The organism is Emticicia sp. C21 (genome assembly GCF_003418935.1).
GTDB lineage: Bacteria > Bacteroidota > Bacteroidia > Cytophagales > Spirosomataceae > Emticicia.
Window position 1 is genome coordinate 47,476 of the sequence record NZ_QVMT01000014.1, and the last position, 24,827, is coordinate 72,302.

General features: G+C 38.4%; 19 protein-coding genes and 11 tRNA genes. 24 read left to right on the forward strand and 6 right to left on the reverse strand.

The window, feature by feature from the left end:
• Window positions 1-7: 7 nt before the first annotated feature.
• Window positions 8-412: a helix-turn-helix domain-containing protein gene (locus D0T08_RS23540; RefSeq protein ID WP_116985212.1), complete on the reverse strand. Its 405-nt coding sequence runs from the start codon at window positions 410-412 to the stop codon at window positions 8-10.
• 325 nt (window positions 413-737) lie between these two features.
• Here D0T08_RS23540 and D0T08_RS23545 point away from each other — a divergent pair, with 325 nt between their 5' ends.
• From D0T08_RS23545 to D0T08_RS23625, 19 genes are all read left to right on the forward strand, one after another.
• Entirely contained in the window at window positions 738-1,412 is a 675-nt protein-coding gene (locus D0T08_RS23545) for a ClpP family protease (RefSeq protein WP_116985213.1), read from the forward strand.
• Window positions 1,413-2,329: 917 nt separating this feature from the next.
• Window positions 2,330-3,628: a PcfJ domain-containing protein gene (locus D0T08_RS23550; protein WP_116985214.1), complete on the forward strand. Its 1,299-nt coding sequence runs from the start codon at window positions 2,330-2,332 to the stop codon at window positions 3,626-3,628.
• A gap of 18 nt (window positions 3,629-3,646) precedes the next feature.
• Window positions 3,647-4,663 carry an RNA ligase (ATP) gene (locus tag D0T08_RS23555; RefSeq protein ID WP_116985215.1) on the forward strand — a complete coding sequence of 339 codons (1,017 nt, stop codon included), beginning with the start codon at window positions 3,647-3,649 and terminating at the stop codon, window positions 4,661-4,663.
• Between the two features lie 19 nt (window positions 4,664-4,682).
• Window positions 4,683-5,351 carry a hypothetical protein gene (locus D0T08_RS23560; RefSeq protein ID WP_116985216.1) on the forward strand — a complete coding sequence of 223 codons (669 nt, stop codon included), beginning with the start codon at window positions 4,683-4,685 and terminating at the stop codon, window positions 5,349-5,351.
• A gap of 241 nt (window positions 5,352-5,592) precedes the next feature.
• A tRNA-Leu gene (locus tag D0T08_RS23565) sits at window positions 5,593-5,666 on the forward strand.
• A 39-nt stretch (window positions 5,667-5,705) separates the two neighbouring features.
• Window positions 5,706-5,802: transfer RNA gene (locus D0T08_RS27655), tRNA-Tyr, on the forward strand.
• A 202-nt stretch (window positions 5,803-6,004) separates the two neighbouring features.
• A tRNA-Phe gene (locus D0T08_RS23570) sits at window positions 6,005-6,080 on the forward strand.
• A 209-nt stretch (window positions 6,081-6,289) separates the two neighbouring features.
• Window positions 6,290-6,796, forward strand: a complete 507-nt coding sequence (locus D0T08_RS23575) for an endonuclease V (protein ID WP_116985217.1) — start codon at window positions 6,290-6,292, stop codon at window positions 6,794-6,796.
• Between the two features lie 685 nt (window positions 6,797-7,481).
• Window positions 7,482-7,796, forward strand: a complete 315-nt coding sequence (locus D0T08_RS23580; RefSeq protein WP_116985218.1) for a hypothetical protein — start codon at window positions 7,482-7,484, stop codon at window positions 7,794-7,796.
• Window positions 7,797-7,953: 157 nt separating this feature from the next.
• A tRNA-His gene (locus tag D0T08_RS27660) sits at window positions 7,954-8,026 on the forward strand.
• Between the two features lie 190 nt (window positions 8,027-8,216).
• A tRNA-Asn gene (locus tag D0T08_RS23585) sits at window positions 8,217-8,289 on the forward strand.
• Between the two features lie 117 nt (window positions 8,290-8,406).
• A tRNA-Lys gene (locus D0T08_RS23590) sits at window positions 8,407-8,480 on the forward strand.
• Between the two features lie 73 nt (window positions 8,481-8,553).
• Window positions 8,554-8,625, forward strand: a tRNA-Ile gene (locus D0T08_RS23595).
• Between the two features lie 20 nt (window positions 8,626-8,645).
• Window positions 8,646-8,718 (forward strand) — tRNA-Arg (locus D0T08_RS23600).
• Window positions 8,719-8,854: 136 nt separating this feature from the next.
• Window positions 8,855-8,926, forward strand: a tRNA-Met gene (locus D0T08_RS23605).
• 74 nt (window positions 8,927-9,000) lie between these two features.
• A complete protein-coding gene (locus D0T08_RS23610) occupies window positions 9,001-10,521 on the forward strand; it encodes a TROVE domain-containing protein (RefSeq protein WP_116985219.1) in 1,521 nt (506 codons plus the stop codon).
• A gap of 53 nt (window positions 10,522-10,574) precedes the next feature.
• Window positions 10,575-10,646: transfer RNA gene (locus tag D0T08_RS23615), tRNA-Asp, on the forward strand.
• A gap of 474 nt (window positions 10,647-11,120) precedes the next feature.
• The gene (locus D0T08_RS23620) at window positions 11,121-12,215 is read left to right on the forward strand and encodes a slipin family protein (protein WP_116985220.1); all 1,095 of its coding nucleotides are present in this window, start codon (window positions 11,121-11,123) and stop codon (window positions 12,213-12,215) included.
• 49 nt (window positions 12,216-12,264) lie between these two features.
• Complete coding sequence (locus tag D0T08_RS23625) at window positions 12,265-13,791, forward strand: RtcB family protein (RefSeq protein ID WP_116985221.1); 1,527 nt, start codon at window positions 12,265-12,267, stop codon at window positions 13,789-13,791.
• 16 nt (window positions 13,792-13,807) lie between these two features.
• On the opposite strand, the gene D0T08_RS23630 is transcribed toward D0T08_RS23625, so the two are convergent.
• Together D0T08_RS23630 and D0T08_RS23635 are read right to left on the reverse strand one after the other, a co-directional pair.
• The gene (locus D0T08_RS23630) at window positions 13,808-14,437 is read right to left on the reverse strand and encodes a CoA pyrophosphatase (protein WP_116985222.1); all 630 of its coding nucleotides are present in this window, start codon (window positions 14,435-14,437) and stop codon (window positions 13,808-13,810) included.
• A gap of 59 nt (window positions 14,438-14,496) precedes the next feature.
• Window positions 14,497-16,131, reverse strand: a complete 1,635-nt coding sequence (locus tag D0T08_RS23635; protein ID WP_116985223.1) for an NAD(P)/FAD-dependent oxidoreductase — start codon at window positions 16,129-16,131, stop codon at window positions 14,497-14,499.
• 262 nt (window positions 16,132-16,393) lie between these two features.
• On the opposite strand from D0T08_RS23635, the gene D0T08_RS23640 reads away from it, so the two are divergent.
• The 4 genes from D0T08_RS23640 (at window position 16,394) to D0T08_RS23655 (ending at window position 18,816) form a co-directional block, all read left to right on the forward strand.
• Window positions 16,394-17,719: a 4Fe-4S dicluster domain-containing protein gene (locus D0T08_RS23640; protein ID WP_229239036.1), complete on the forward strand. Its 1,326-nt coding sequence runs from the start codon at window positions 16,394-16,396 to the stop codon at window positions 17,717-17,719.
• A 16-nt stretch (window positions 17,720-17,735) separates the two neighbouring features.
• A complete protein-coding gene (locus tag D0T08_RS23645) occupies window positions 17,736-18,275 on the forward strand; it encodes an NADH-quinone oxidoreductase subunit J (RefSeq protein ID WP_229239037.1) in 540 nt (179 codons plus the stop codon).
• Window positions 18,276-18,377: 102 nt separating this feature from the next.
• Window positions 18,378-18,683, forward strand: a complete 306-nt coding sequence (gene nuoK, locus D0T08_RS23650; protein ID WP_116985226.1) for an NADH-quinone oxidoreductase subunit NuoK — start codon at window positions 18,378-18,380, stop codon at window positions 18,681-18,683.
• Window positions 18,684-18,742: 59 nt separating this feature from the next.
• Window positions 18,743-18,816, forward strand: a tRNA-Arg gene (locus D0T08_RS23655).
• A 240-nt stretch (window positions 18,817-19,056) separates the two neighbouring features.
• On the opposite strand, the gene D0T08_RS23660 is transcribed toward D0T08_RS23655, so the two are convergent.
• Window positions 19,057-21,519, reverse strand: coding sequence for an ABC transporter permease (locus D0T08_RS23660; RefSeq protein WP_116985227.1), 2,463 nt, complete (start codon window positions 21,517-21,519; stop codon window positions 19,057-19,059).
• 126 nt (window positions 21,520-21,645) lie between these two features.
• Window positions 21,646-22,350 (reverse strand): IS1 family transposase, encoded by a 705-nt coding sequence (locus D0T08_RS23665; protein ID WP_116985228.1) that lies wholly within the window; start codon window positions 22,348-22,350, stop codon window positions 21,646-21,648.
• Window positions 22,351-23,326: 976 nt separating this feature from the next.
• Here D0T08_RS23665 and D0T08_RS23670 point away from each other — a divergent pair.
• Window positions 23,327-23,983: a murein L,D-transpeptidase catalytic domain-containing protein gene (locus tag D0T08_RS23670; RefSeq protein WP_116985229.1), complete on the forward strand. Its 657-nt coding sequence runs from the start codon at window positions 23,327-23,329 to the stop codon at window positions 23,981-23,983.
• Window positions 23,984-24,217: 234 nt separating this feature from the next.
• On the opposite strand, the gene D0T08_RS23675 is transcribed toward D0T08_RS23670, so the two are convergent.
• Window positions 24,218-24,772 carry a hypothetical protein gene (locus tag D0T08_RS23675; RefSeq protein ID WP_116985230.1) on the reverse strand — a complete coding sequence of 185 codons (555 nt, stop codon included), beginning with the start codon at window positions 24,770-24,772 and terminating at the stop codon, window positions 24,218-24,220.
• Between the last annotated feature and the right edge of the window lie 55 nt (window positions 24,773-24,827).

Here is a 24,827-nt window from a genome sequence, read left to right on the forward strand (position 1 = left end):
TGAATTTTTAGAAGCCAATCTTTTGGCGTTCTTCCTGGGGTTCTGATTGTTGAGTTCCCAAACGTAGCAAATCACCCAATAAACGTTGTTGCTCAAATTTTTCACGCCAGTAATGAGCAGCCAACTGCCATTTTTCTACATCTGCTTTTAGTTTTTCGTTTTCCAGTTGTAATTTTTCCAAAGCAAAATCTACTGGTTGCAGCTCTACACCCAACCATTCTAATAGATTTGATTTTAGTAAATTGGCTATTTCTGTGGCTCTGGCAATGGTTAATTCGGTTTTATTACGTTCAATATCGCCATAAGCAGTGGTTGAAACCCCTAACATATCGGCCATATTTTCCTGCGAAAAACCTTTCTGCAGGCGTGCCTGACGAATTTTTTCTCCAATATTTATCGCTTTAATTTCCATAAGCAATAGTCAAAAATTAATAGGTGTTTCTTGAAAAAGTATAAAAAGCCATTTATGCATTACTAACGTTTTTTAGCCTATAATGTGTTCAATTGTAAGTATTTATCTCGTCATAAATATATTACACTCTAAGTTCTTAATAAACTCCTCAGACTGCAAAATCAGTTTATCCGATAAAATATCTGAAATTCTGACTACAATTTACTGAAAGAAATGACATCTTTGTACCGAACAAAACGGAAATATAGAAAGTTCTACTATCGAACTTCACACAGATTTTTCGTGTTGAATAATAAATAGACACATATTAAATAGAAGATTGAAAATGCATTTTGGAGAAGAATTTCGTAAGTATGCTGTAAATCATCTCGGTATGAGTGGTTTGGCACTTGATGATTACATGAAACACAATGTTACTAACATGACGCCTAACATCATTGAGGAACGCCCGATGCGTTTCGCTGCCATTGATGTATTCTCGCGTCTGATTATGGACAGAATTATTTTCCTGGGTACAGCTGTAGATGATTATGTAGCCAATGTGGTAGTAGCACAGTTGTTATTTCTGGAATCGGTTGATGCGAAAAAAGACGTGTTAATGTATATTAATAGCCCTGGTGGCTCGGTATATGCCGGTTTGGGTATGTATGATACTATGCAGTATGTACGTCCTGACGTAGCTACTATCTGTACATCTTTAGCCGCTTCTATGGGAGCAATATTGTTGGCAGGTGGCGCAGCAGGTAAACGTTCGGCATTACCTCATGCACGTGTCATGATTCACCAACCAAGTGGTGGTGCACAAGGACAATCGCGTGACATGGAAATTACGGTTAAAGAAATCATCAAACTTCGTAAGGAGTTATATGAAATCCTGGCAAGTCATACCGGAAAATCTGTAGAACAAGTGGAAGCAGATTCAGACCGTGACTACTGGATGAAAGCTGAAGAAGCAAAAGCGTATGGCTTGATTGACGAGGTTTTAACACGCGATAAATAATCGTTAAAGTAGCTTTATAGCTGCGATAGAAATGGGGTTTTTCTATGCTTTAAAAAAGCTTAGGGAAACCCTTTTTTTATAGTTGATAGACGTATTATGAGTGTTTTTGAATATTAGAAAAATACAATTCTGTTTTACTTGTTTTTTTGATTCTCTGGCAGTTAAATCTAACTGTTCTTTTGGTAGAAAAATAACCATAGCAAAATGGTAAAATCTGGAAACATAATGTAAGCAAATTGTTAAGTCTTTTCGAATTCTAAAATTATTTAGTAGTAGGGATATATATGCTTTTAAGATTATTTTAAGAAATTTTAATTCTTAAAATACTTATTATCAATGATTTAAAAAATATTTTAAAAAAAGTTGAAAAAATATTTGGAAAGTTAAAAATAAAATCCGCTATCTTTGCAGCATCAAAAACAAGAGAACAATGTACCAATCAGAAAAACACATAGCACCGATTAATAGCACAGACATGCTATCGTTTGCGAGAGGGAATTGTTGGGCTTTATGTAAATTGAGGTAGAAGTTTTACACCAAAATATACAAAGCCCGGCCTTCAAAGAAAGTCGGGCTTTTTTAATGCAAAAAGCCGCCAGTAAATCAATTGTAGAACCAAAATTTTAAAGTAATAATTTTTCAATGTTCATCAGAAATACATATCAACATCAAAGTATTTCCCTAAGTCCGAAACGATTTAAGGTGACCTTCCTATGCCGGATTGAAAATTTAGGCGGAGCGTCATTTGTCAATTGGACAGGAGAACCGGATATGGGGAAACGGCCGAGGTATAAGTATTTATGCACATAGATTGTTCTGTTTAGAACGCTCCGCATAAAGCCCGACCTCAGCTACAAACGAGGTCGGGCTTTTTGTTTTAGCCCGATTGATTTCAAACAATTCAAATTGAAACGATTATGGGCAAGCATATATCAAAACTTGAACGCCAGAAAAATTTACAAGAAAAGCAGGCGCTCGAACAACAAATCAAAATAGCGCTTGAAAAAGCAGCTAAAATCAACGAGAGTTTTGTGGCAATTATCAATGAAGCTCTTGACCCAAGTCGAACAGACAATTATTGGAGTAATGCAAGATTTCGTTTTTTTATGGAATTTCTGGGTTATAACCAGAAGAGAAACAAGAAAGAAGTTTTTAAAAAATGGATTGAAAATTTAGTTTTTCTGACCGAAAAACTGGAGAGCAAAAATCCAAAGTGGTTTAAAGATACCTATTTTTTAGGTGCATTAATTCAGATTTCCAAATACAGAAGTTTATGGATTCGTCCACTGGAGGAATGGAAACCAAAAACCAAAAGCGAGCACGAAAGATTTAAGGAATTAGTGGCTTTTTTATTTGCAGAATATCCTTTTCCAGCTTTTTTGAATTATATATTTTTTTATCAGGAAGATTTTTTCTTTATCCGTGATTTTATCTTTCTGGCACAAGGTGGTAGTATCAAACATATGAATTCAAGCATTCCTCTAAGCCAAAAGATGAAAGTTGAATTTATGAGAAGCCCTGAAGGGTTTAGAGTATTTGAGGCTTTCAGACATGCACAGGTATTGAGTTTGGGAGGAGATGAATTATTAGCTCATCGAATTGCCTACTCGTGGTTAGGTCGAAAAGAAAAGAGGGATGAACCCTTTTGGGAAAAATTCATTCAAATCCTAATTGCAGGTGGAATGTTTAATTATGATAAAATTGGTGAATTAATAGACTATGTTCGCCATGAAATCAATGAAAATAAAGCCTATACGCTAAAGGGCAGAACTTTAAACTCGCTTATCCGTCAGAGTGAGTTGTGGCATGAAGGCCTGACTTTCACCAAGGAACAAAGGATGGAAAAATTCGCAGTATGGAAACCTCTATTTTCTGAATCTTTTGAGGTGATAGAGGGAGTTGGAGAAAAAGCCAATCAGTACAAAATGGTTGAGCTATTATCTAATAAAGAGTTGATGGACGAAGGTAATAAAATGCATCATTGCGTTGCTACTTACAGCTCTTATTGCTCAAAAGGAAGAACCAGAATTGTATCATTACGAAAATACCAGTGTGGATTTGAAATGGAAAGACAGGCCACTATAGAAGTAAATCTGGCAAGTGGGAGAGTGGTGCAGGCAAAATATCGCTACAATAAGCCAATTAGCGAAAAAGCACAGAGTTTATTAACCCAATGGGTTGATGCTCAAGGATTTAGAATAGATAAGTATTTATAAGATTATTAAAATAAAACAATGAGAAAATTAGCGAGTATTCAAAGAATTATCGCACTGGAGCCAATTGAGGGTGCCGATAATATCTTGAAAGCTAAAGTTCTGGGTTGGGAGCTTGTGACTAAAAAAGATGAATTTGCTGTAGGAGATTTGTGTATCTATTGCGAGGTCGACAGTTTGCTCCCGGATAAGCCAGAATTTGAGTTTTTGAAGTCAAAAAGTTTTCGTATCAAAACTATCAGGCTTCGTGGGCAAATCTCACAAGGAATTTGTTTCCCTTTGAGTTTCCTACCAGAAAATTTTGAAATCGAAGAGGGAGCAGATTGTACAGACGTATTGGGTATTATCAAATATGAACCACAAATCCCTGCGAATCTGGTTGGTATAATGAAAGGAGGTTTTCCTTCATTTATTCCTAAAACTGATGAAACCAGGGTACAGATTTTACAAAATGTATTGGCAAAATATAAGGGTGAAGCCTGCTATATTGCCGAAAAACTGGATGGTAGCTCAGCAACTTATTATATCAGAGATGGTGTATTCGGGGTATGTTCAAGGAATCTTGAAATTGAAGAGGACAACGAAAATACCTACTGGAAAGTGGCCAAAGTATTGAATATTGAGGAAAAGCTGAGGTCTTTGAATGGTAATTATGCTTTGCAGGGCGAGCTGGTAGGGGAGGGTGTTCAGTACAATAAGATGAAAATGAAGGGAAATACTGTATTCTTTTTCAACCTTTTTAAGATTGATACTTTTGAGTACGTTTCTTATGCCGATTTTATGCAACTGATGAAAGCACTGGAATTGCCAACTGTACCAGTATTGAATGATAACTTTATCTTGCCGAACAGCATTACCGACTTGGTGGAGATGTCAAAGATTAAGTCAACCATTCAACCGGCAATGTGGGCTGAGGGTATCGTCATCAGGCTTCTGAATGAGAAACTGGATAAAACTCTTTTGAGAGATTTGGGCGGACACGGACGGATTTCATTTAAGGTAATTAATCCGGAATTTTTGTTGAAATTTAACGAATAACCATTTTAATATTACCCATATGAACTATCAGATTATCAGGGACGAAAAGCTTTTTCTCAACTTTATTGACTGGTTGCCGGAGCTTAAAAGAAATGAGACCTATTATGTATCATTATTGGCTCGCAGCAAGTATCATCAGGCAGTAGGAAGCGATAAAGCTCAGGTAAAGCGATTCACAGCTACCAAAGATTTTCTCTTTGATAAGGTGAAACAACTGGAATGTGAATTGGGTACGTATAAATATAAGGGTGTAGGTATTCCGCAAGAGGCTTTGGCACTATATATCAGCCTGAATCCACGTGATATGGAGAAGGCCTGCAAGAGCGCTTTAATACGATTTGCTGAACTGATTACCAAAGAATATAACGGGTATAACCCACATCAGGAAGTATTATCAGAGATACAGAAGTCGTGTACCAGGAAGGTATATTTTGACCTTGATTTCGATAAAGTAGATATTACAGAAACTTTAACAGAGATTAAGAACTATATCAACGAAGATTGTCTGACAGTATTGAGAACCCGGGGTGGCTTTCATTTATTGGTTGAATTATCCAGAATTGAAAAGCAATACACCAAAACCTGGCATCAATCGCTAGCTAAAATAGAAGGTTGTGATGTGAAAGGAGATAATCTGATACCTTTGCCAGGATGCACACAAGGTGATTTTACACCACATTTTATGTAGCAGTTCTATTAAATCAACACAATACGCATGGAGAATTGCAGGAGTTGCTTGATGCTCCTGCTCCATGCAAACAACAAAAAGATAGCCTGAATGGACGAGGAGCTTGTCTTGAAAGCAAGTAATATTGAAAGGTGTTATAGGTTCGATTCCTATTGCCTCCGCAAAAATTAATAAGTAATACCGAGAGGTTTTTGGGCGGTCGCCGCGCGATTCGATTCCTATTGCCTCTGCAAAATTAAATGAGCATGTACTCCAATCGGAAGAGAGAGCTGTCTCAGAAGCAGTTTAGTATTGGTTCGAATCCAATCATGCTTACTAAATTCTAGCTTTTATAGCTGAATTTGTAAAAAAATAGGGAAAATAGTCCGTAAGTGGAAGCGGGGCGGTCTGTAAAACCGTTGCATTGTGCCTTGCATGCGGCCGCCGCGCGGTTCGATTCATGCTTTTCCCACTATGGAGTTGATGAATCAGGGTAATTGCAATATTGCCGCAATTACCCTAGCTGCGACAGATTATGCAGTTTGATTCATAATTTTTCAGTAAAAATAATAGAGAGTAAATCCTGCTGGGCAGGGCACTGCCTGCTACGCAGTTGGTTCATACATGAATGAAGTTCGAGTCTTCTGCTCTCTGCTGAGTGATGATTGTATTATGGAAAAATAGCCGAGTTGGTCAAGGCGTTAGTCTGAAACACTAAAGATGTAAGTTCGAATCTTACTTTTTCCACCAAAAATTATGAGAAAGTATATAAAATGCTCTGGTTTGAAACGCAAACAACATAAACAGAGCACCATTTAATAAATGTTTTGCTGACTAAAAAATACTGGATCGTTTAGAGGAAAGATATAACGATACGAACGTTAAGACCAAGGTTCGACTCCTTGTCCGGTAACAAATAAGTAAAAAGCTATTATATTGATTGTTTAAATAAACGTAAAATGATACTTGCAGTAGATGTTTTTTATAAACAGAGTAGCGCTAAAATAGTAGGATTGATTTTTAATGATTGGAATGATGCCAAATATGCCCAGAAAATTGAAAAGTTTAGAAACGATATAGCCGATTATGAGCCAGGGGCATTCTATAAACGAGAGTTGCCATGTATTATGGATATTCTCACAGACCTGGATCTGACACAACTGAAGTATATAATAGTAGATGGCTATGTATTTCTGGATGATGATGGGAAACCTGGACTAGGGGCGCATTTATATGAAGCACTACCAATAAAGGTTCCGATAATAGGTGTAGCTAAGACTTCTTTTGCCAACAATAAAAAGTACGTGGCGGAGGTATTTAGGGGCATAAGCCAGAAACCATTGTTTATTACTGCCATAGGAGAGGATTTAACAAATGCTGCCGCTATGGTACACAGCATGTCTGGAGAATATCGCTTTCCGACTATGCTAAAAGAGCTGGACGACTTCACAAAAGTGATACGGTAGTAACAGAATAAAAGTTTTTGGAAAATATTTTCAGTTGCAAATATTTGACTATCAGATGTTTGTCGTAATGCTAAGAGAATATTTTTTACTACGCAAAAAGACTGCGTAGGTGGTGTGAACTTTTGTAGCATCAAATTGATAATTAAGTTCTTTAATAATGATAAAAAGAAGTGCCGTAGAACAGAGTTACTTCGCTTTAGGAGCCGTGTGTCATTGGTTCGAATCCAATCTGCCTGACTAAATAAGTCATTCAGGCAGTAGCTCAGTCCGGTAGAGCAACGTAAAAGGCTCTTTTCGCTCTTTGCCTTCTTTAAAATCTGGGTGTTATGCAAATGGTTATACAACGGTGTTTTGGAGACATCGGTTCGCTGGTTCGAATCCAGCTACCCAGACTATCAAGTGTCGTAGAGAAGTCATACCTCGTTCCAAGGGTTGAGATATAGGTAGTTACCGCAAGATACAAGTCCTATCTGCAAAGAATTGCAGTGGTCGATATTAAGACGCAACCGTGCTCATGAAAGATGAGCCCATAGCAGACTGCTCGCTTGTTACCTTGATTATTTCGCTCGGTTGGGCAAATTGGTTAAGCCGCCACTCTTTCACAGTGGAGATTACGGGTTCAACCGCGGTGGCGGACCACCCCCGTACCGAGTACATGAAGTTTTAAAATTTAACAGTTAATGCAATGAAAAATGATGTTATCAGATATTTCTTGGTAAACTCTGAAGAGACCGGAAGACATATTGTCACTTCTTTCCGCACAGGCAGAAAATATTATATTGAGCCTATCGGTAATGGAAGAATGGCAGATTGGGGAAGTTATAATCCAGGTACGGGTAATATAGAAAATAAGAAAGGAGCAGGAAAGCACACAGGCTCTGTTATGGCCGAAGATTCTGTAATTACACCAGAAAACGGATTCGTGAATATTCATTTGATTGAAAGCGGAAGTCCTTATTCAATCATTGATGAAATGGATGCAAAACATCCGAGTATATAAATTAAAAATAAGCAAGTGTCGTAGACAAGAGATACTTCGCATTGATAACGCAGAGGTCGCACGTTCGAGTCGTGCATAGATTTCGGTCTATTAGCTCAGGTGGTTAGAGCACTTAAAAGCCTCTTTTCGCTATTTACCTTGCTTATTTTTAAAATGTTGCGATTAGTGTAGTGGTTTACACGAGGGCTTGTGGAGCCGTTAAGATGAGTTCGAATCTCATATCGCAACCAATCAAATGCCATTGAATGGCTTTGGTTAATTACCCGATTAGGCAAATGCTGTGACTAAGCTGTGACTAATGCCTAATCAGGGTACAATGAGGTGCCGTAAAAAAGTGATACTTCGCTTGGTGACCAGAAGAAATTCTGGAAGGTTCGAATCCTTAAACACACTTTTTGCTTTTTGCCCTCATTTTAAGATTACCTCATAGCTCAGTCGGTAGAGCAGCACCCTGTTAAGGTGATGGCCGTTGGTTCAACCCCAATTGAGGTAGCATTTTTAGTCAATGCTGTGATTATACAATCGGATCGTCTAATTGGTAAAGACATCGGGATTTGGCCCCGAAGATTGAGGTTCAAGTCCTTATCTGATTACTGAATAGTTTATTTATTACTTTGTAACTCAGTTGGTTAGAGTACCATCCTTTTAAGATGGGAGTCGTCAGTTCGAGCCTGACCAGAGTAACATCAGGTGCCGTGGATAAGGGTTACTTCGTCTCTAAAACTCTGTTGACTCTTATCGCTTATTGCCCTGAAATGGTCTGATAACTCAGTGGTAGAGTTGTTTTCTGATACGAAACAGGTCGAAGGTTCGAATCCTTCTCAGACTACAATGATTATTTGTTTTTACTACTCTGTAGCTCAGTTGGAAGAGCGTCATCCTTCTAAGATGAGGGTAATTGGTTCGAATCCAATCAGGGTAACATCAAGTGCCGTAGAGAAGAGTTACTTCGTCCGCTAATAGGGGAGGAATAGCGAAGTTGTAAAATCAGCAAGACTATCCAGTTCGATTCTGGCTTTGACATGCCCCGTCACTCTTTTCGATTTTTGCCTTGAATTGGTTTGATAGCTCAATGGTAGAGCGGTTCTCTCATAAGGAACAGGCCGATAGTTCGATTCTATCTCAGACTACAAGTTTGGTGCATCAAATACTTCCTCTCAGAACGGTTCTGAGATGGCGTTATTCAAACAAAATTTTTTCAACCATGAAATTCAATATTTTGAATCGTGAGAAAAATACAGTTATCAATCACGCAGGAGCTAAAGCTTATACACTTACTCCAGCTATGGAACTATACACCAGCGTGGTAACGAGTATCCTGTCAGATACTTTCTATGAAAAGGCTGATGATCGTCTGGCTCGTATTCAGGCGCTCATCCGTAAAAACGATGCCCAATTTGTAGCAAAACTGGCTGTATATGCCCGTGAAAAAATGTACCTGCGTTCAATCCCTTTGGTATTGCTGACAGAGCTGGCGCAAACCCATAAAGGTGATAATCTGGTAAGCCGTACGGTTGGCCGTGTGATTCAGCGTGCTGACGAAATTACCGAATTGCTGGCTTGCTACCAGATGGCTAACCAGCGTAAAGAAACCAAAAAACTGAACCGTTTGTCAAAACAGATTCAGAAAGGTCTGGCTGAGGCTTTCAATAAATTTGATGAATACCAGTTCAGCAAATACAACCGTACAGGTACTGATGTAAAACTGCGTGATGCCTTGTTTCTGGTTCACCCAAAGGCAAAAAATGAAGCACAGCAAGTCATTTTTAACAAAATTGCTAAAGATGAACTGGTTACAGCTCAAACCTGGGAAACTACTTTGTCAGCCGTGGGTCAGAATGATTTTGATTCAGAAACTCATAAACTGGAAGCAAAATCACAGGCATGGGAGCAACTGATTCTTAATGGAAAACTAGGATACATGGCTATGCTGCGTAACCTGCGTAACATTATTGAAGCGAACGTAAGCCAGGAGGCTATCGAAAAAGTATGTGCTACTTTGAGCAATGCTCGTGCAGTAGCTAATGCTAAACAATTTCCTTTCCGTTTCTTGTCAGCTTACCGAGGGGTAAAGCATCTGCAAAACGGACGGGTAAGCAATATTCTGACTGCTTTAGAAACGGCCGTTCAGCATTCGGCGAATAATATCCGTGGTTTCGATGCTCGTACGCGTGTAGTAATTGCTGCCGACGTATCAGGTTCAATGCAACGGGCAATTTCTCCAAAAAGTACTGTTCAGAACTTTGATATCGGTTTGATGTTGGCCATGTTGCTGCAAAACCGTTGCGAGGATGTAGTAACAGGTATGTTTGGAGATACGTGGAAAATCATTAGCGTGCCAAAAAACAATATTCTGGCAAACGTATTGGAGTTCCATCGTCGTGAGGGGGAGGTAGGTTATTCAACCAACGGACATCTGGTAATTCAGGATTTGATTAACCGAAGAAAAAAAGTTGATAAAATCATGATTTTTACCGACTGTCAACTTTGGAACAGTAATGGTGGAAGCCCGATTGCTCAGGCATGGGCCGAATACAAAAAAATAGCACCAAATGCTCGTTTGTATTTGTTTGACTTGGCTGGATACGGAAATACTCCAGTTAATACAGTTAACGAGGGTTCTGTATTTCTGATGGCCGGATGGTCAGATAAAATTTTTGACATTCTTACAGCTATTGAAGAAGGAAGCAATGCAATTGCTGAAATCAATAAAATTGAAATTTAGTTTAGGGTTAGAATCACTTTCCGGGTCTGGTTTCCGGACCTGGAAATTTAAATGGAACATTGGTGAAATGGTTATCATCCTACCCTGTCACGGTAGAATCATGGGTTCGATTCCCATATGTTCCGCGATAGAAACGTAGTTGAACCTGATGAGGGTTTCATTAAGGCCCCATAGTATTGGAGCAATTGCTTTCAATATGCTGTCAATGAGGGTTCTGTTAATTTATGTAGGTTCGAATCCTGCCAAGCTAATAAATATGGGCTTGTCGTGTAATGGTTAACACAATGGACTTCCACTCCATAATTTAGAAAACAAGTAAATCAGTCTGAAACTATTCGGGTGTTTTTACCTTCGCAAAAACACAGTTCAGTACAGACTTGCAAAGAGGAGGATACCGATAGATAGAGGTGATTGCTTCAATGCTGGCGACTACATATATTATAGGGTGGCTGTCTCGTGGTTACGAGAGACAAACAATTTAGAATTATAGACTAGCCCAAGGCTATTGAACCGATTATCGAAGTCCGTCTTAATCTGATTTCCGTTTCAATGAATCGGATAGTGTAAGACTGATTTTTAACAAAGTAATTATTAAAATCATGAAAAATATACAAGTAAATGCCAATCAGGTAGCATTGGTTTTGAAAAATAAGGCTTTCAAGCGATTGCTTGGTGAGGGTTCTTATTGGTTTTGGGGAAATGAAGAAGTTTTTATATATGAGAAAGGAAATGCCTTTGCTGCTCCCGTTGAACTAAACGTGCTATTGCAACATCCTGAAATCACAGAGGCCTTGGATGTCATAGAGGTAAAAGATAATGAAATGATGGTTCAGTTTGAAGACAATCGCTTCAAAACTGTCTTTGGTCCGGGTAAATACGCTTTCTGGCGCGGTATTAAAAACTATACTTATACGGCTATTGATTTAAACAAAATCGAGATTACTGAAGATTTTAGCCCACAGCTAATCAGCACTAAATTATTGTCGTATGTGAGAAGTTATACTGTAGAGTCTTACGAAAAAGGAGTTTTGATTGTTGATGGTAAATTTGTACGTGTGTTAGACGGAGGTACTTATTACTGGTGGAAAAATACCATCAGCATTCAGGTAGCTAAAGCGGATATGCGTCAATTGCAAATGGAGATTTCAGGACAGGAGATTCTGACGAAAGATAAAGCCAGCTTGCGTTTAAATGCCTTTGTGCAATATCGTATCACCGATATTGTGAAAGCGATGTATGAAAACAAAGACTACGAAAAACAAGTATATGTTGTATTGCAATTGGCTTTAAGAGAGTATATTGGTGGATTAACTTTGGACGAATTGCTGGATAAAAAAGATAGTATTGTGGATTTTGTATTGAAAAATACTGCCGACAAATTGGTAGGTTTGGGTATTGAAATCAAAGGCTGTGGTATCCGTGATATTATTTTACCCGGAGACATGAAAGATATCATGAATCAGGTATTGATGGCTGAGAAAAAAGCACAGGCCAATATCATTATGCCTAGGGAAGAAACCGCTTCTATGCGTAGCTTGTTGAACACTGCCAAATTGATGGAAGAAAATGAAACCTTGTGGAAATTGAAAGAGATGGAATATGTAGAGAAAATCGCGGATAAAATCAATACTATTTCAGTTTCAGGCAATGGACAGATTCTCGACCAATTGAAGCAAATTTTTGTAAAAAATTAAAAATAGGGTAGGGGTTGAAAATTTTCAACCCCTACATAAAATACTTTAAATGGAAACAACGATTTCATTAGAAGAAATATTAGCATTAGGGAATATACCAGAAAACCTGCAAGGTAGTTTCCTGAGAATAGCTAACGGATTGCATCAAAAGGCTGAATATCCAAAAGAAAAGGTATTAAGAATGTTTGCTGAAATGTTGGCTAGCCCAAAGAAATTTGCCTATTCAAAAAATAAGGTAACTAACCTGGCAAAAGAGATTTTTGACCTAGAAAAGAAAGGGATGAAAGTCGAGCTTTCAGAAGAAGGCAAGACTTATTTACCTGCTGAGTCGCCTGTGTATGAGATGGAGGAAAAAGAAAAGCAAAAAACAGTTGCTTTTGATTTAAGAACATCTCCATTGCCATATCAGATTTACGGCGCTGAATATATCGAAGAGGGCGCATTGAAGCAAATGGAAACTGCTTTGAGTTTGCCTGTGGCTGTAGCAGGTGCTTTAATGCCTGATGCCCATCAAGGCTATGGGCTACCTATCGGTGGTGTATTAGCTACGACCAATAATACGGTTATTCCGTTTGCGGTCGAAGTAGACATTGCCTGCCGGATGTGTTTGTCAATTTTTGATATTCCAGGTGATTTTTTCAAACGTCAGCCGCATTTGCTGAAACGTGCTTTAGTAGAGAATACCAAGTTTGGTATGGGTGGAGAAACGGCTCACAAGTTTGATGAAAGTGTCATGGATAAAGCAGAATGGACAGCCACAAAAATCATTCGTGATTTGAAAGATAAAGCTTATCGACAATTAGGTACCTCAGGTACTGGAAACCACTTTGTAGAGTGGGGTATTGTAGAGGTATTTTCAGCTGATGATTTGCTGGCAGTACCTAAAGGCGAATATCTGGCGCTCCTATCTCATTCGGGTTCAAGAGGTTTTGGTGGGGCAGTAGCTAATCATTATTCAAAAGTAGCTATGAAGAAAACCAAATTGCCAAAAGAGGCAGCTCATCTGGCATGGTTGGATATGAATACCGAAGAAGGGCAGGAGTATTGGATTGCTATGAATCTGGCAGGAGATTATGCTTCGGCCAATCACCACGAAATTCATAAGAAGATTGCTAAAATGTTGGGTGAACAACCTATAAAAATGGTTGAAAATCACCACAATTTTGCCTGGAAAGAAAATTTGGCTGATGGTACAGAAGTAATTGTACATAGAAAAGGAGCAACACCTGCCAATCGCAATGACTTAGGGATTATTCCTGGCTCTATGACTGACCCAGGCTTTATCGTTCGTGGTAAAGGTATAAGCGAATCATTAAATTCAGCTTCACATGGCGCAGGTCGTTTGATGTCGAGAACTAAAGCACTTAATTCTATAACTAATAGTGCCTTGAAAAAAGTATTAGAAGAAAAAGGAGTACAACTGATAGGTGGAGATTTAGATGAAGCACCAATGGTTTATAAGAATATTGAAACGGTAATTGCTTCGCAAACCGATCTCGTAGAGATTTTGGCTAAGTTTAGCCCAAAGATTGTAAGGATGGCAGATGCCAATCGCAAAGAAGGACGAGAGGATTGATTATCTTCTCGTTTTTTTATCCTATATCTTTAATGATTTCGATTAATTCAGCAATCATCATGGCAGTGGCACCCCATACGATTTGTTCCTGAATAATAAAGCCCGGAGTTTCAAATTTGTACCCTCTGGCTTCTACTAATCTGGTTTGCACAGTGTCTGGGTTTACAAAATCAGAGAGAGGAACTTCAAGAATCGCTGCTACTTCACGTTCGTCAGGATAAAAATCGGGTCTATAATTGATATAGCCTAATACCGGCTGGCAAAGCAGATTTGAAGGATTAATGTATAGCTCAGTAATGTCTCCTAAAATTTTTACATCAGATGCCTTAATGCCTATTTCTTCCTGGGCTTCTCTTAATGCTGTTGCCTGAATATTTTTATCTTTCAATTCAGCCCTACCACCTGGAAACGCCATTTGTCCACCATGCACACCATCATATTGTGGCCTAAGAATAAGAGGTAAATAAATGTCTTCCCCTTTAGGATAGAACAAAATCAAAACACCGCTTCTACGGGTGCTTTCATTAGGTTCTCCTTTCAATCGCATACGATTAGGCGACATCTTCTTTACGATTTCTTCATGACCTGGTAATGGTTCATTAGCCAATCGATAGGAAAGTTTACTGATAAAGTCAGCGAAATTCACAGTGTTATAATGACGTTAGGTTAATATATAGTTGTTGCAATGTAAGCAAAAAACTTCATTTAAGCACCGTAAAATTTAGCCAATTGCTCAGCACATCTTTCGCCATCCATCGCTGCTGAAACAATTCCGCCTGCAAAACCAGCTCCTTCTCCACAGGGAAAAAGTCCTTTAATCTGTAAATGTTCAAGTGTTTCTTTATCTCGTGGAATCCTGACAGGGGAGGATGTGCGGCTCTCAATACCTATTAATTGCGCTTCGTTAGTGACGTAGCCTTTTATCATTTTTCCAAATTGCTTAAACCCATCTTGTAGTGGTTTGGCAATGATATCCGGCAAAATTTCTGCCATATCTAAAGAAGCAAGTCCGGGTTGATAAGAGGTATCATTTAAAGATGATGAAATTTTTCCGTTCAAAAAATCAAGTAATCGTTGAGCGGGGGCTAACTGGCAATGAGTTATTGAATTTTCTTCCTGAAGATTTTTCTTTTGATTGATTTGAGCAAACTGATGACTTTTTACTGCATAATTAAAAGCTTTCTGTTCTATTTCTTTTTGCAGCTCTAAACCTGCTAGTGCACCCAGTTTTTTATTTTTCTGCCAATCAGCTTCGTTAATAGCTACTACAATACCTGAATTGGCATATTTAGAATCCCTACGATTAGGAGACATACCATTTACTACCATTTCACCCTCATCTGTTGCCGCAGGAACAATAAAACCACCCGGACACATACAAAAACTGAATACGCCTCGCTGAATATTTTTATAATACGTCTGCGCTACCAGACTATAAGCTGCCGCAGGTAATATGCCTCTTTCTTCTCTATGGTATTGGTGCTGATCTATCAAAGATTGTGGATGCTCAATGCGCACACCCATTGCAAATGGCTTGGCTTCAATAAGGATATTCTTTTTGAACAATAATTCAAAAATATCTCTTGCTGAATGACCTGTGGCTAATACTACGGCTATTCCCTCGAAATGGTGTCCATCATGAGTATCAACACCTTTAATCTGGTTATTGACAATGGTTAAATCAGTAACCTTTGTATTAAAATGAATTTCCCCACCTGCTTTTAAAATGCTTTCCCGTAAATCGGCTACTACATTTGGCAACTTATTGGTACCGATATGTGGATGAGCATCTACTAATATCTGTGAAGTAGCACCATGTGCTACCAAGATCTCTAAAATCCGTCTGACATCACCACGTTTTTTGGAACGGGTATAAAGCTTGCCGTCTGAATAAGTACCTGCGCCACCCTCGCCAAAACAGTAATTAGAGTCAGGGTTAACAATATGGTCTTTATTAATAGCAGATAAATCTCTTCTGCGGGCTTGTACATCTTTGCCACGTTCTAACACTATTGGCTTAATACCTAGTTCTATCAGGCGCAAAGCAGCAAATAATCCAGCGGGACCAGCTCCAACCACAATGGCCTGTTTGTTTTTGCTGACATCCCGATATTCTTTCTGAAACTCCATAACCGGAGCAGGTTTTTCTCCAATATATAATTCAACTTCCAGGTTGACTTTAACCTGTCTGTTACGGGCATCAATAGATTGGCGGAGTCTTTGGATATAAACTTCTTCGGTTGTATCAGGCAAAGAAGCTTGTTTAAGTAGAAACCGGCGTAAAGCCGAATCGTCAAGAGCTAATTCGGGCTCTAATGTAAGCGTGAATAATTGTCGCATTGTTGAAAGGTGTTTATCCTTTAATATATATTAAATAAAGATGAGCAGATTTTTAATTATGCAGAGACTTTTTCAATATAAACCTCAATCATACAAATCTTTTTGTCAAAATTAGGGTTTTACAAATGAAATGGCAAATTTGAGTTTATATTTGCACAAGGATTAACCTACAGAGCCTATAGAATTAAGCTCTAATGAATGGAGATTGTAAATGGGATATTTTAAAGATATAAGATTGGGGATAAAAACAACTGTAAAAGGCATGAGCCTCACGTTGCGACATTTCTGGAATGCACGTGAAAGCAGAAAACCCATTTCGATACAGAGCCCCGATTATTTTGAACAGAGTACTGGAATTGTCACGCTTCAGTTTCCGCACGAGTCGATGTTAGTGCCGGATAATGGTCGTTATCAGCTAGATTGTGAGATAGACGATTGTATTGTATGTGATAAGTGTGCCAAGATTTGTCCTGTTGATTGCATTGATATTGAGCCGATTAAGTCTTCTGAAATCATCAGTTATGCGTCTGATGGTTCTCCGATACGTCTATATGCTGCAAAATTTGACATTGACATGGCTAAGTGCTGTTTCTGCGGATTGTGCACAACCGTTTGTCCGACAGAATGCCTGACCATGACAAATGAGTATGATTTCAGCGTAGTTGATATTACGCAAATGAATTTTGAGTTTTCGAATTTATCACCTCAACAGGCAGATGAAAAGCGGAAGCTATATGAACAGTTTGTGGCAGAAAAAGAAGCAGCAAAAGCCGCTCCAAAGACTCCTGTGGCGCCAAGTACAGAAACTAATGTACCAAAACCTGCATTTAAACCGAACTTCAAACCTATAGTAAAACCAACTGTTGCAGAGCCGGAGGAAACAAAAGAAGAAAAAGTAGAGGAAGAAGCTCCAAAGCCTAAGCCTGTTTTTAAACCTGTGATGAAGACAGTGAAAAAGGAAGAACAGGAAACACCGCAGGTAGAGGAAAAAGCAGCAGATGAGGTGCCAAAAGCACGGCCTGTGTTTAAGCCTGTCATGAAAACGGTTCCTAAACCTGTTGAAAATATAGAACAGAAAGAAGCAAAAGAAGAAAAGACAGAGGAGGAAATAAAACCAAAAATATCGTTTAAACCGGTTTTCAAAACTGCGCCAAAGTCAGTTGAAAATGTAGCATCTAAAGAAGTGCAAGAAGAAAAGATTGAGGAAGAAGTACCTAAGCCAAAGACATCTTTCAAACCTGTATTTAAAACGGCACAGAAACCAGTTGAAAATGCGGCACCCGAAGAAGTGAAGGAAGAAAAGATTGAGGAAGAAGCACCAAAGCCAAAGACATCTTTCAAACCTGTATTTAAAACGGCACCTAAGCCAGTGGAGAATGTAGCGTCTGAAGAAGTGAAAGAAGAGAAGATTGAGGAAGAAGTGCCAAAACCAAAAACATCTTTCAAGCCAGTATTCAAAACTGTGCCTAAGCCAGTTGAAAATGTTGCACGAGAAGAAATAAAAGAAGAGAAGATTGAGGAAGTGGCGCCAAAACCGAAACCGGTTTTCAAGCCAACAATGAAAATTCAACCTAAAAAACCAGAATAGAGCTATCGAAGATTTATTGAAAAATATCGACCAACAATTAGTATTGCAAATTGCATTTTTCACATTTGCTTCTATTACCATTGGTGGCGCAGTTTATCTGCTATTCACGAGAAATGTGCTATATGCTGCTTTTAGCTTATTGGTTACACTCTTAGGTGTAGCAGGACTCTATGTGTTTGCCGGAGCCGATTTCTTAGCAGTAAGTCAGATTATGATTTATGTAGGAGGTATTCTGATTCTGATGATTTTTGGAATTATGCTCACCAACAAGAAAAAAGAGCAACAGAAGTCGGACCAATTGAATAAAATTCTGGTAAGCCATCATAATCGTTTTTGGGCAGCTATTGTAGCGGTTCTTCTTTTCTTAGGTTTTTTAAAAGTAGTTTTTGCCGCTAATTTCCAATTAGTCGGTAAAGAAATTCATCAGGGTACAACCGTTCAGAAAATAGGCATAGAATTAATGACTAACTATGTCTTTGCCTTTGAAATCATCGGCTTATTGCTATTAGCAGCGTTAATAGGGGCGGCTTATGTTGCCAAGAAGGAGAAGATTTAGATTATAAATTTAGTAATTGAATGAGTAAGTGATTGAGTGATTAAAAATGAGAATTAAAATTAATTATTCACTCATTCACACAATCACTCAATAAATAAACAAATGATATATATTCAAAATTATCTCATCATTGGGGCTTTGTTGTTTTCAATTGGTTTGGCAGTAGCTGTTACCAAGCGCAATGCTATTCTGGTATTAATGGGGATTGAGTTAATGCTCAATGCTGTTAATCTGAATATGATTGCATTTAGTCAATATGACCCTAATCGCTTACAGGGACAGATGTTTGCTTTGTTTGTAATGGTGATTGCAGCGGCAGAAATAACCGTAGCATTGGCGATAATTTTGAAAATATATGACTATTTCAAGAATATTGACCTTGAAGCAACAAATGAATTAAAAAAGTAAAAAAGTATTTGACAAATATAAAGAGACTTGCTACCTTTGCAGTCCCAAATCGGGGATATGGCTGCGTAGCTCAACTGAATAGAGCGTCTCACTACGGATGAGAAGGTTAGGGGTTTGAATCCCTTCGCGGTCACAAAAAGTTCAAAAACCCTTCAAATAGCGCTATTTGAAGGGTTTTTTGTTTTATGGTGATACCGTTTTTTACATCTTTTTTATAAGTATTTAATATTACATAGTGCCTGAACATCACCTTTGCCTCATTGCGTATTCCGATGAGTTCTACTTTGTGCAGTTTTGATAAAGCACAAGACGATGGGGGGAATACCCGGGATATGCAGAGAGTATTACGCAAGTGCTGTGGCGGTTATTTGAATCAATCTACCCTAAGATTATCCACAGGATTTGTATTGGCCGCCTTCAACGTTTGTGAGAAGATGGTTGTCAGTCCAAGAGCTAACACGACCGCCAGGCTAACGACGATTTCAAAGGCACCAATAGTTGCATGATAATATTGTGCCTCTTGTAGCATCAACTCCATTAAAAGGTAGACGCCTGGAATGGTGATGATACCCGCGATGCCCAGCAGCATCATGAAGTCTCTGGATAACAGGTACACCAGGCTTCCGGAAGAGGCACCCATCACTTTCCGGATGCTCACTTCTTTGACCCGGTTTTTGATCGTGAACACAACCGTGCCCAATAGTCCCAGGCACGCTATGGTGATGGCTAAGATTCCCATGAATCCCCACAGCTTCATCATTTTGTTATAAGACGAATAGGCATCGTGGATCTGGTCGGTGAGTAATTCGGCTTTGAACTTCTGGCCTTTCCCGACAGATTTCCAGGCTGCTTCCATTTCCGGAAAAACACGGCTTTGGTTGGTTGATTGCAACTGAAAATTCGCATAGTTGAAATGCTCAGGTGCATATTCGAAGAAGAAATTTCCAATAGGTGATTGCAGGCTTGCGTAATGAAAATCTTTCAGAATACCCACCACTGTCACTTTTCTTTTATCGGGCAGGATGACCTCCTGACCAATGGCTCTGGAAGCGTCATCCGGGCTCAGTTTTTTTGCAAACACTTCATTGATGATAATCCAACGTGAGTTTTCGCCGGCGTTTTTGACGAAGTTCCTTCCCAACACAAGATGCAGCCCCATATTTGTTATAAAGTTTTCATCAACAGACATCTTGCTCGCGTCTATAGAATCTGAATCGGCCACCCGCTTTACATACAATCCTGGTACGCTTCCAATGCCAAGCGGGTGCGACGATAGAGAGATCATAGAAATGGAGGAAAGCTTTCCAAATTCATTTTTGACCAATTGGGGATCAGCCTGTTGAAGATCAACGTTGAGTATTTTCTCCTGGTCGAATCCGAAATCATAATTTACAGAGTACCGATGCTGTTGTGCCATAATAAACACGGCAAAAGTAAAACCAAGAGACAGAATGAACTGGAATGTAATTACCAACTTACGTAACGAAAACAGGTGGCCCGTTTTTGTTTGCAGTTCCTTCCCTTTCAGTGCCTGAACTGCACCGGTCTTTGAAAAATGAAGTGCCGGAACAATGCCCGAAACAAAGCCAACAAAAATGGCGAAAGTTATGAAACCGGCATACGTGCCAAGGGTAGGATTCAGATCGACCCAATCAACGCTGTTGAAAAGCGACAGGGTTTCACCGCGAATAATCTCAAAGAAAAAATACGACAGTATCACAGCCAGCAGCATAATGATCGTGCTTTCCATCATAAACTGCATAAAGATATGTCTCTTCCGTGCACCCATCACCTTTCGCACACCCATCTCTTTCATTCGTTTGAGTGACTGGGAGATAGCCAGGCTAACGTAGTTACTGCATGCTGCGAAGAATATAATGATGGGTATAACTCCAAAGAGTAGCATTTCCTGGTAGCTCCATTCGTTGCCCATGTCATTGTCGAGCTCAGGCCCGGGAACAATCTTATCTAACCGCTGAAGTTCGAAAGAAGCCTTGAACTCAGGTTTCGTGTATTTTTCTTTGGCAACGCCATTCAGAAACACTTCAAGAGCAGAGGGACTCAGATTGTCAGAGAGTTGCAGATAGGCGTATGAATTGCGGAAGCTATTCCAGTTTTTTTCGTCGTCTGTAAAAGAAGCACCATGATGAGAGATGAGCGTGGCGAATGAGACCAGCGCCTCAACCCTTAGGTGCGAGTTCTTAGGCATGTTTTTTGCTACACCTGTCACCATCACTTCACCATATGGCTCTATGGATACAAGTTTGCCCATTGGGTCCTTGTCGCCAAAAATTCTGGCAGCTGCGGCCTCGGTAATAACCATCGAATTAGGATTGGCAAGCGAAGTGGCAGGGTTGCCCTGCAGCAGTGGAAAGTTAAACATAGAAAGATACGATGCATCCGCAAAGTATCCGTCTAAAGAAATTTTCATTTCGCCATAACGAACATTACGGGGAAGCGACTGATGAATACGAACAACCTTTTCTACACCGGCGAAATTGCCTTTCAGCAGTTGAGCGGCACCTATAGGCACGGATGCGAGCGACGGGTCCTCCTGTCGATCCTGCACGTGAGTGATGATCCGGTAAATGCGCTCTTTATTCGGATGGAAGTTATCGAATTGATACATGAACACGATCATGGCAACGTACAGCAGGTTAAGCGACATGCCCACTGCCAGGCCAAAGACATTTAAAATGGTGAAGAATCTGTTTTTCGCCAGGTTACGGGTAGCGGTCTTGAAATAATTTTTCAACATGGCGGGTTCCAGGATTTTTCTAAACAAATCCTGAGTTTGCCCGGTTGAATTTACAGAAGGAGGTAATTGTTTTTTCATAACTTTATTTTTTAATAAAGGCTTTATATTATATGATGCTGAAAAAATGTATTTGGTTACAGCTAAGCACGTTTTGATGAACAAGATTAAATTTATATCTGATGAGATTTATGTGAGGTTATATTTCTAAATGTATGATGTTTTATAATTTCTATAGTGCATAGTTAATTTAATAGCTTGCCAATGATTGAATACCTTCTTTGAAAAGCTTGTTGTCCTTCTTTTTAACCTCTTGCAACTGTTTCTTAATGAGGTGTTTACACCCTCAATTGTTCTGGTGAATTTCTTGCCAATTAGATGTTTATCATAAGGTAAAACTTGTTTAAAGGCTTCCCATCTATCGGTACAGAACCAGTCAATTGTAAGCCCTTGAAGACGTTTAAAAAGGTCTTTTACTTGCCTTTTGCTGCGTTTACCTGCTGTAACCGCAATAATCTCATTAGTTTCAACAGCGTAGGCGTAAATAATCCAGACCTTTTTCCCTTTCTTACTTACGAAACTATGTAGTTCATCTATCTGCACTTTGTGATAATGCTTTTTACTTGGTTTCAGGGTAATAGACAATCCTATTTTTAGCATTGTTCTGATAACACACCCTTTGCTAATACCTAATACATTCGCAATATCTGTAATTCCACTTCCATGAACTAACATCCTGATAATCTGACGCTTAACTCTAATATTGGCTCCCCAGTACAGATATTCATATTGGAATTGTTTCTTACAATCTGAACATTTGTAATTCTGAACCTTGTTCTTTTTTAAGCCATTCTTTACTACTTTTGCACTGAAACAATGGGGGCAATCTAACTTTATTATTATTTGAGACATAATCGTAAAGTTCGCTCCCTTGTTTTATCTTTTCAAATTATCATACATTTTATCTACAACCTATGTGATTGCCTATAATCAAGGAAACTACCCATACCCAAGCCTCTATTTATTAAATAAAAAACAAAGTGAGATCTGTTACAATTCTCATGTTTAGTCCAGATATTAGCACAAAATAAAAGCCCTCATAAAATAAGGGAATTCATTACTAAATGAGGATTCTAATAACTTTAATAAAATTAATAATTTCAATTATCAATTAAAAAAAGCACCCTTATTCTGTATGGAAATAACTGCGTATAGTTGATAGGGTCTATGGCACCTGATTATTTACTAAAATAAATCTAGCAGAAGAATAGATAATTATCTAAATGTGCTTATTATTATCGATAATCAAGGTATTATAATACTATGAATCCTTATTCAAAAACATTAGGATTCGTTACGAATCCGGCATAAATCCCTTCGCGGTCACAAAAAGTTTAAAAACCCTTCAAATAGCGCAGTTTGAAGGGTTTTTTGTTTTATAGTGCTACCTTTTTTGCCACCTTTCTCTGGGTGAAAAATATCAGGAATCGCACTAAATACCTTGCCACACAAATCACTTACGATTTGCAGCACAATACGGCTCAAGCGAAAAAGCTAGGGGCTAAGCATAAATTTTAGTGAGTCCAAAATAGTAAAATCTAAAACCACCTTATCAAAGCCATTCAGGAATATAACGCTATAAATGGCGTTACTGCAGATATTACTTCATTTGAATAACCTAATGATTTATCACCAGGCGTGCAAGAAAAGCTAAATAATTTATTTTAAAAGTTTCCACACTTTGGTTAATTAATTTAGCTTTAAAGCGTTCATTCTATACAGAAGAATCGGAATTCAGTAAAAACTTCTATTAGCAACTGGCTATATACTGGATTATTTTTTTTTAATTGTATTGACCTGACAAAAAAGCATTTTTAAAATTACTTCTATGAAAAGAATATTTTTTTTTATTTTGTTACTACTCCATCTGTGTATAAGCTGTGGTGATAAAAGTAAAACTAAAGAATTGAAAAATTCAGTTTTAAGCCTTTTGAAAACAGATGAGTATTACTACCATTCAGATAGCTTAGTAAAAGCTAAATCAAAAGAAGCACTCAACTATTGCAAAGCCAGAAACTGGAATACAGAGGTTTGCTTTATGCTGGATATGAGTATTCACTCTGGTAAAAAGAGATTCTTTATCTGGGATTTAAAAAATAATAAAACCCTTGATTCGGGGTTGGTTGCCCATGGTTGTGGAAAGAAAAACTGGGGAAAAGATGATACCAAAGAGGCCGCAGTGTTTAGTAATATCCCCGAAAGCTATTGTTCCTCTCTTGGAAAATACAAAATTGGAAATAGAGGAGTAAGTACATGGGGGATTAAAGTAAATTACCTAATGCATGGAATGGAGCAAACCAATAATAATGCTTTAAAAAGACAAATCGTTTTACATTCCTGGAATGCTGTTCCCGATAATGAAACATATCCAGATGGAGTTCCAGAAGGTTGGGGATGTCCGGCGGTGAGTAATAACTTTATGAGGAAATTGGATAGGGTTATAATCCAATCAAAAAAGCCCATATTACTATGGACTTTCAAGTGAGTTTTTATAACATAACTTTATAATCTCTCTTTTTCAATATCATTCTCAGGCACTGCTATTTTCTCTTTATAGTGAGTACATTTATTAGGACACGAAGATTTTTTATAATGCTTTCCAGTCCGAGAACTAGTAAATGTTATTTAATCTACTAACGACTATAACAAAACATATATGACCTTAAAAATAACCCTCACAAGAGTAAGGATATTTTAGCAATACTGCATTGTAAAACTATTAAACGAAATCCCCCATCAATCTAACACCTCTACTAAACTTCTCCCGAAACACTCCCTGCTGTCCGCTCCCCGGATACGGTATTCGTTCATGATAAGCATTGTACCCATTTGCTACTAACGGAGCATAGCAAATATCATAGACATTTGCCTTGATTAAAATAATCGGGATGCTCTTGTCAATTTGATTTTTCAGGCGTTCGAGAAGAGAAGGTAGAAAGTTTTCGAGAGGTTCTTCAACAAGACTGCAAGGCACTTCGGATAAACTGATAAACCAATATCCATCTTCCTGAAATCTTTCCAGAAGTTCTTCTTTCAGAGAAGTAGCACGACGAGAGGCTAGATATTCCTTTTTTTGTTCAGGATACAAAACTCCCATGACTTCTAAAAAAAGCGAATCATGTTTCTTTACATCGGCAAAATAAAAATATCTATCAAGATTATCCGGCGGGCCTTCACCAATAAAAACCATTTTTATATTCCTGGGCTTAAATTGGTTTCTTGCTTTGGCATAACGGGCTTTGATAAACTCAATATCTAAACGAGAATGTTCCATACACGAGATTTTATTAAACAAAACTCATTCATACGGGCAAAAGTTGCAGATATGA

What these genes read in the sequence shown, in the direction of transcription:
- D0T08_RS23550 (WP_116985214.1), top strand. Translation starts at nt 2,330, where the DNA reads ATGGGCAAGCATATATCAAAACTTGAACGCCAGAAAAATTTACAAGAA.
- D0T08_RS23670 (WP_116985229.1), top strand. Translation starts at nt 23,327, where the DNA reads ATGAAAAGAATATTTTTTTTTATTTTGTTACTACTCCATCTGTGTATA.
- D0T08_RS23555 (WP_116985215.1), top strand. Translation starts at nt 3,647, where the DNA reads ATGAGAAAATTAGCGAGTATTCAAAGAATTATCGCACTGGAGCCAATT.
- nuoK (WP_116985226.1), top strand. Translation starts at nt 18,378, where the DNA reads ATGATATATATTCAAAATTATCTCATCATTGGGGCTTTGTTGTTTTCA.
- D0T08_RS23660 (WP_116985227.1), bottom strand. Translation starts at nt 21,519, where the DNA reads ATGAAAAAACAATTACCTCCTTCTGTAAATTCAACCGGGCAAACTCAG.
- D0T08_RS23560 (WP_116985216.1), top strand. Translation starts at nt 4,683, where the DNA reads ATGAACTATCAGATTATCAGGGACGAAAAGCTTTTTCTCAACTTTATT.
- D0T08_RS23665 (WP_116985228.1), bottom strand. Translation starts at nt 22,350, where the DNA reads ATGTCTCAAATAATAATAAAGTTAGATTGCCCCCATTGTTTCAGTGCA.
- D0T08_RS23625 (WP_116985221.1), top strand. Translation starts at nt 12,265, where the DNA reads ATGGAAACAACGATTTCATTAGAAGAAATATTAGCATTAGGGAATATA.
- D0T08_RS23575 (WP_116985217.1), top strand. Translation starts at nt 6,290, where the DNA reads ATGATACTTGCAGTAGATGTTTTTTATAAACAGAGTAGCGCTAAAATA.
- D0T08_RS23640 (WP_229239036.1), top strand. Translation starts at nt 16,394, where the DNA reads ATGAGCCTCACGTTGCGACATTTCTGGAATGCACGTGAAAGCAGAAAA.
- D0T08_RS23540 (WP_116985212.1), bottom strand. Translation starts at nt 412, where the DNA reads ATGGAAATTAAAGCGATAAATATTGGAGAAAAAATTCGTCAGGCACGC.
- D0T08_RS23635 (WP_116985223.1), bottom strand. Translation starts at nt 16,131, where the DNA reads ATGCGACAATTATTCACGCTTACATTAGAGCCCGAATTAGCTCTTGAC.
- D0T08_RS23620 (WP_116985220.1), top strand. Translation starts at nt 11,121, where the DNA reads ATGAAAAATATACAAGTAAATGCCAATCAGGTAGCATTGGTTTTGAAA.
- D0T08_RS23610 (WP_116985219.1), top strand. Translation starts at nt 9,001, where the DNA reads ATGAAATTCAATATTTTGAATCGTGAGAAAAATACAGTTATCAATCAC.
- D0T08_RS23580 (WP_116985218.1), top strand. Translation starts at nt 7,482, where the DNA reads ATGAAAAATGATGTTATCAGATATTTCTTGGTAAACTCTGAAGAGACC.
- D0T08_RS23675 (WP_116985230.1), bottom strand. Translation starts at nt 24,772, where the DNA reads ATGGAACATTCTCGTTTAGATATTGAGTTTATCAAAGCCCGTTATGCC.
- D0T08_RS23545 (WP_116985213.1), top strand. Translation starts at nt 738, where the DNA reads ATGCATTTTGGAGAAGAATTTCGTAAGTATGCTGTAAATCATCTCGGT.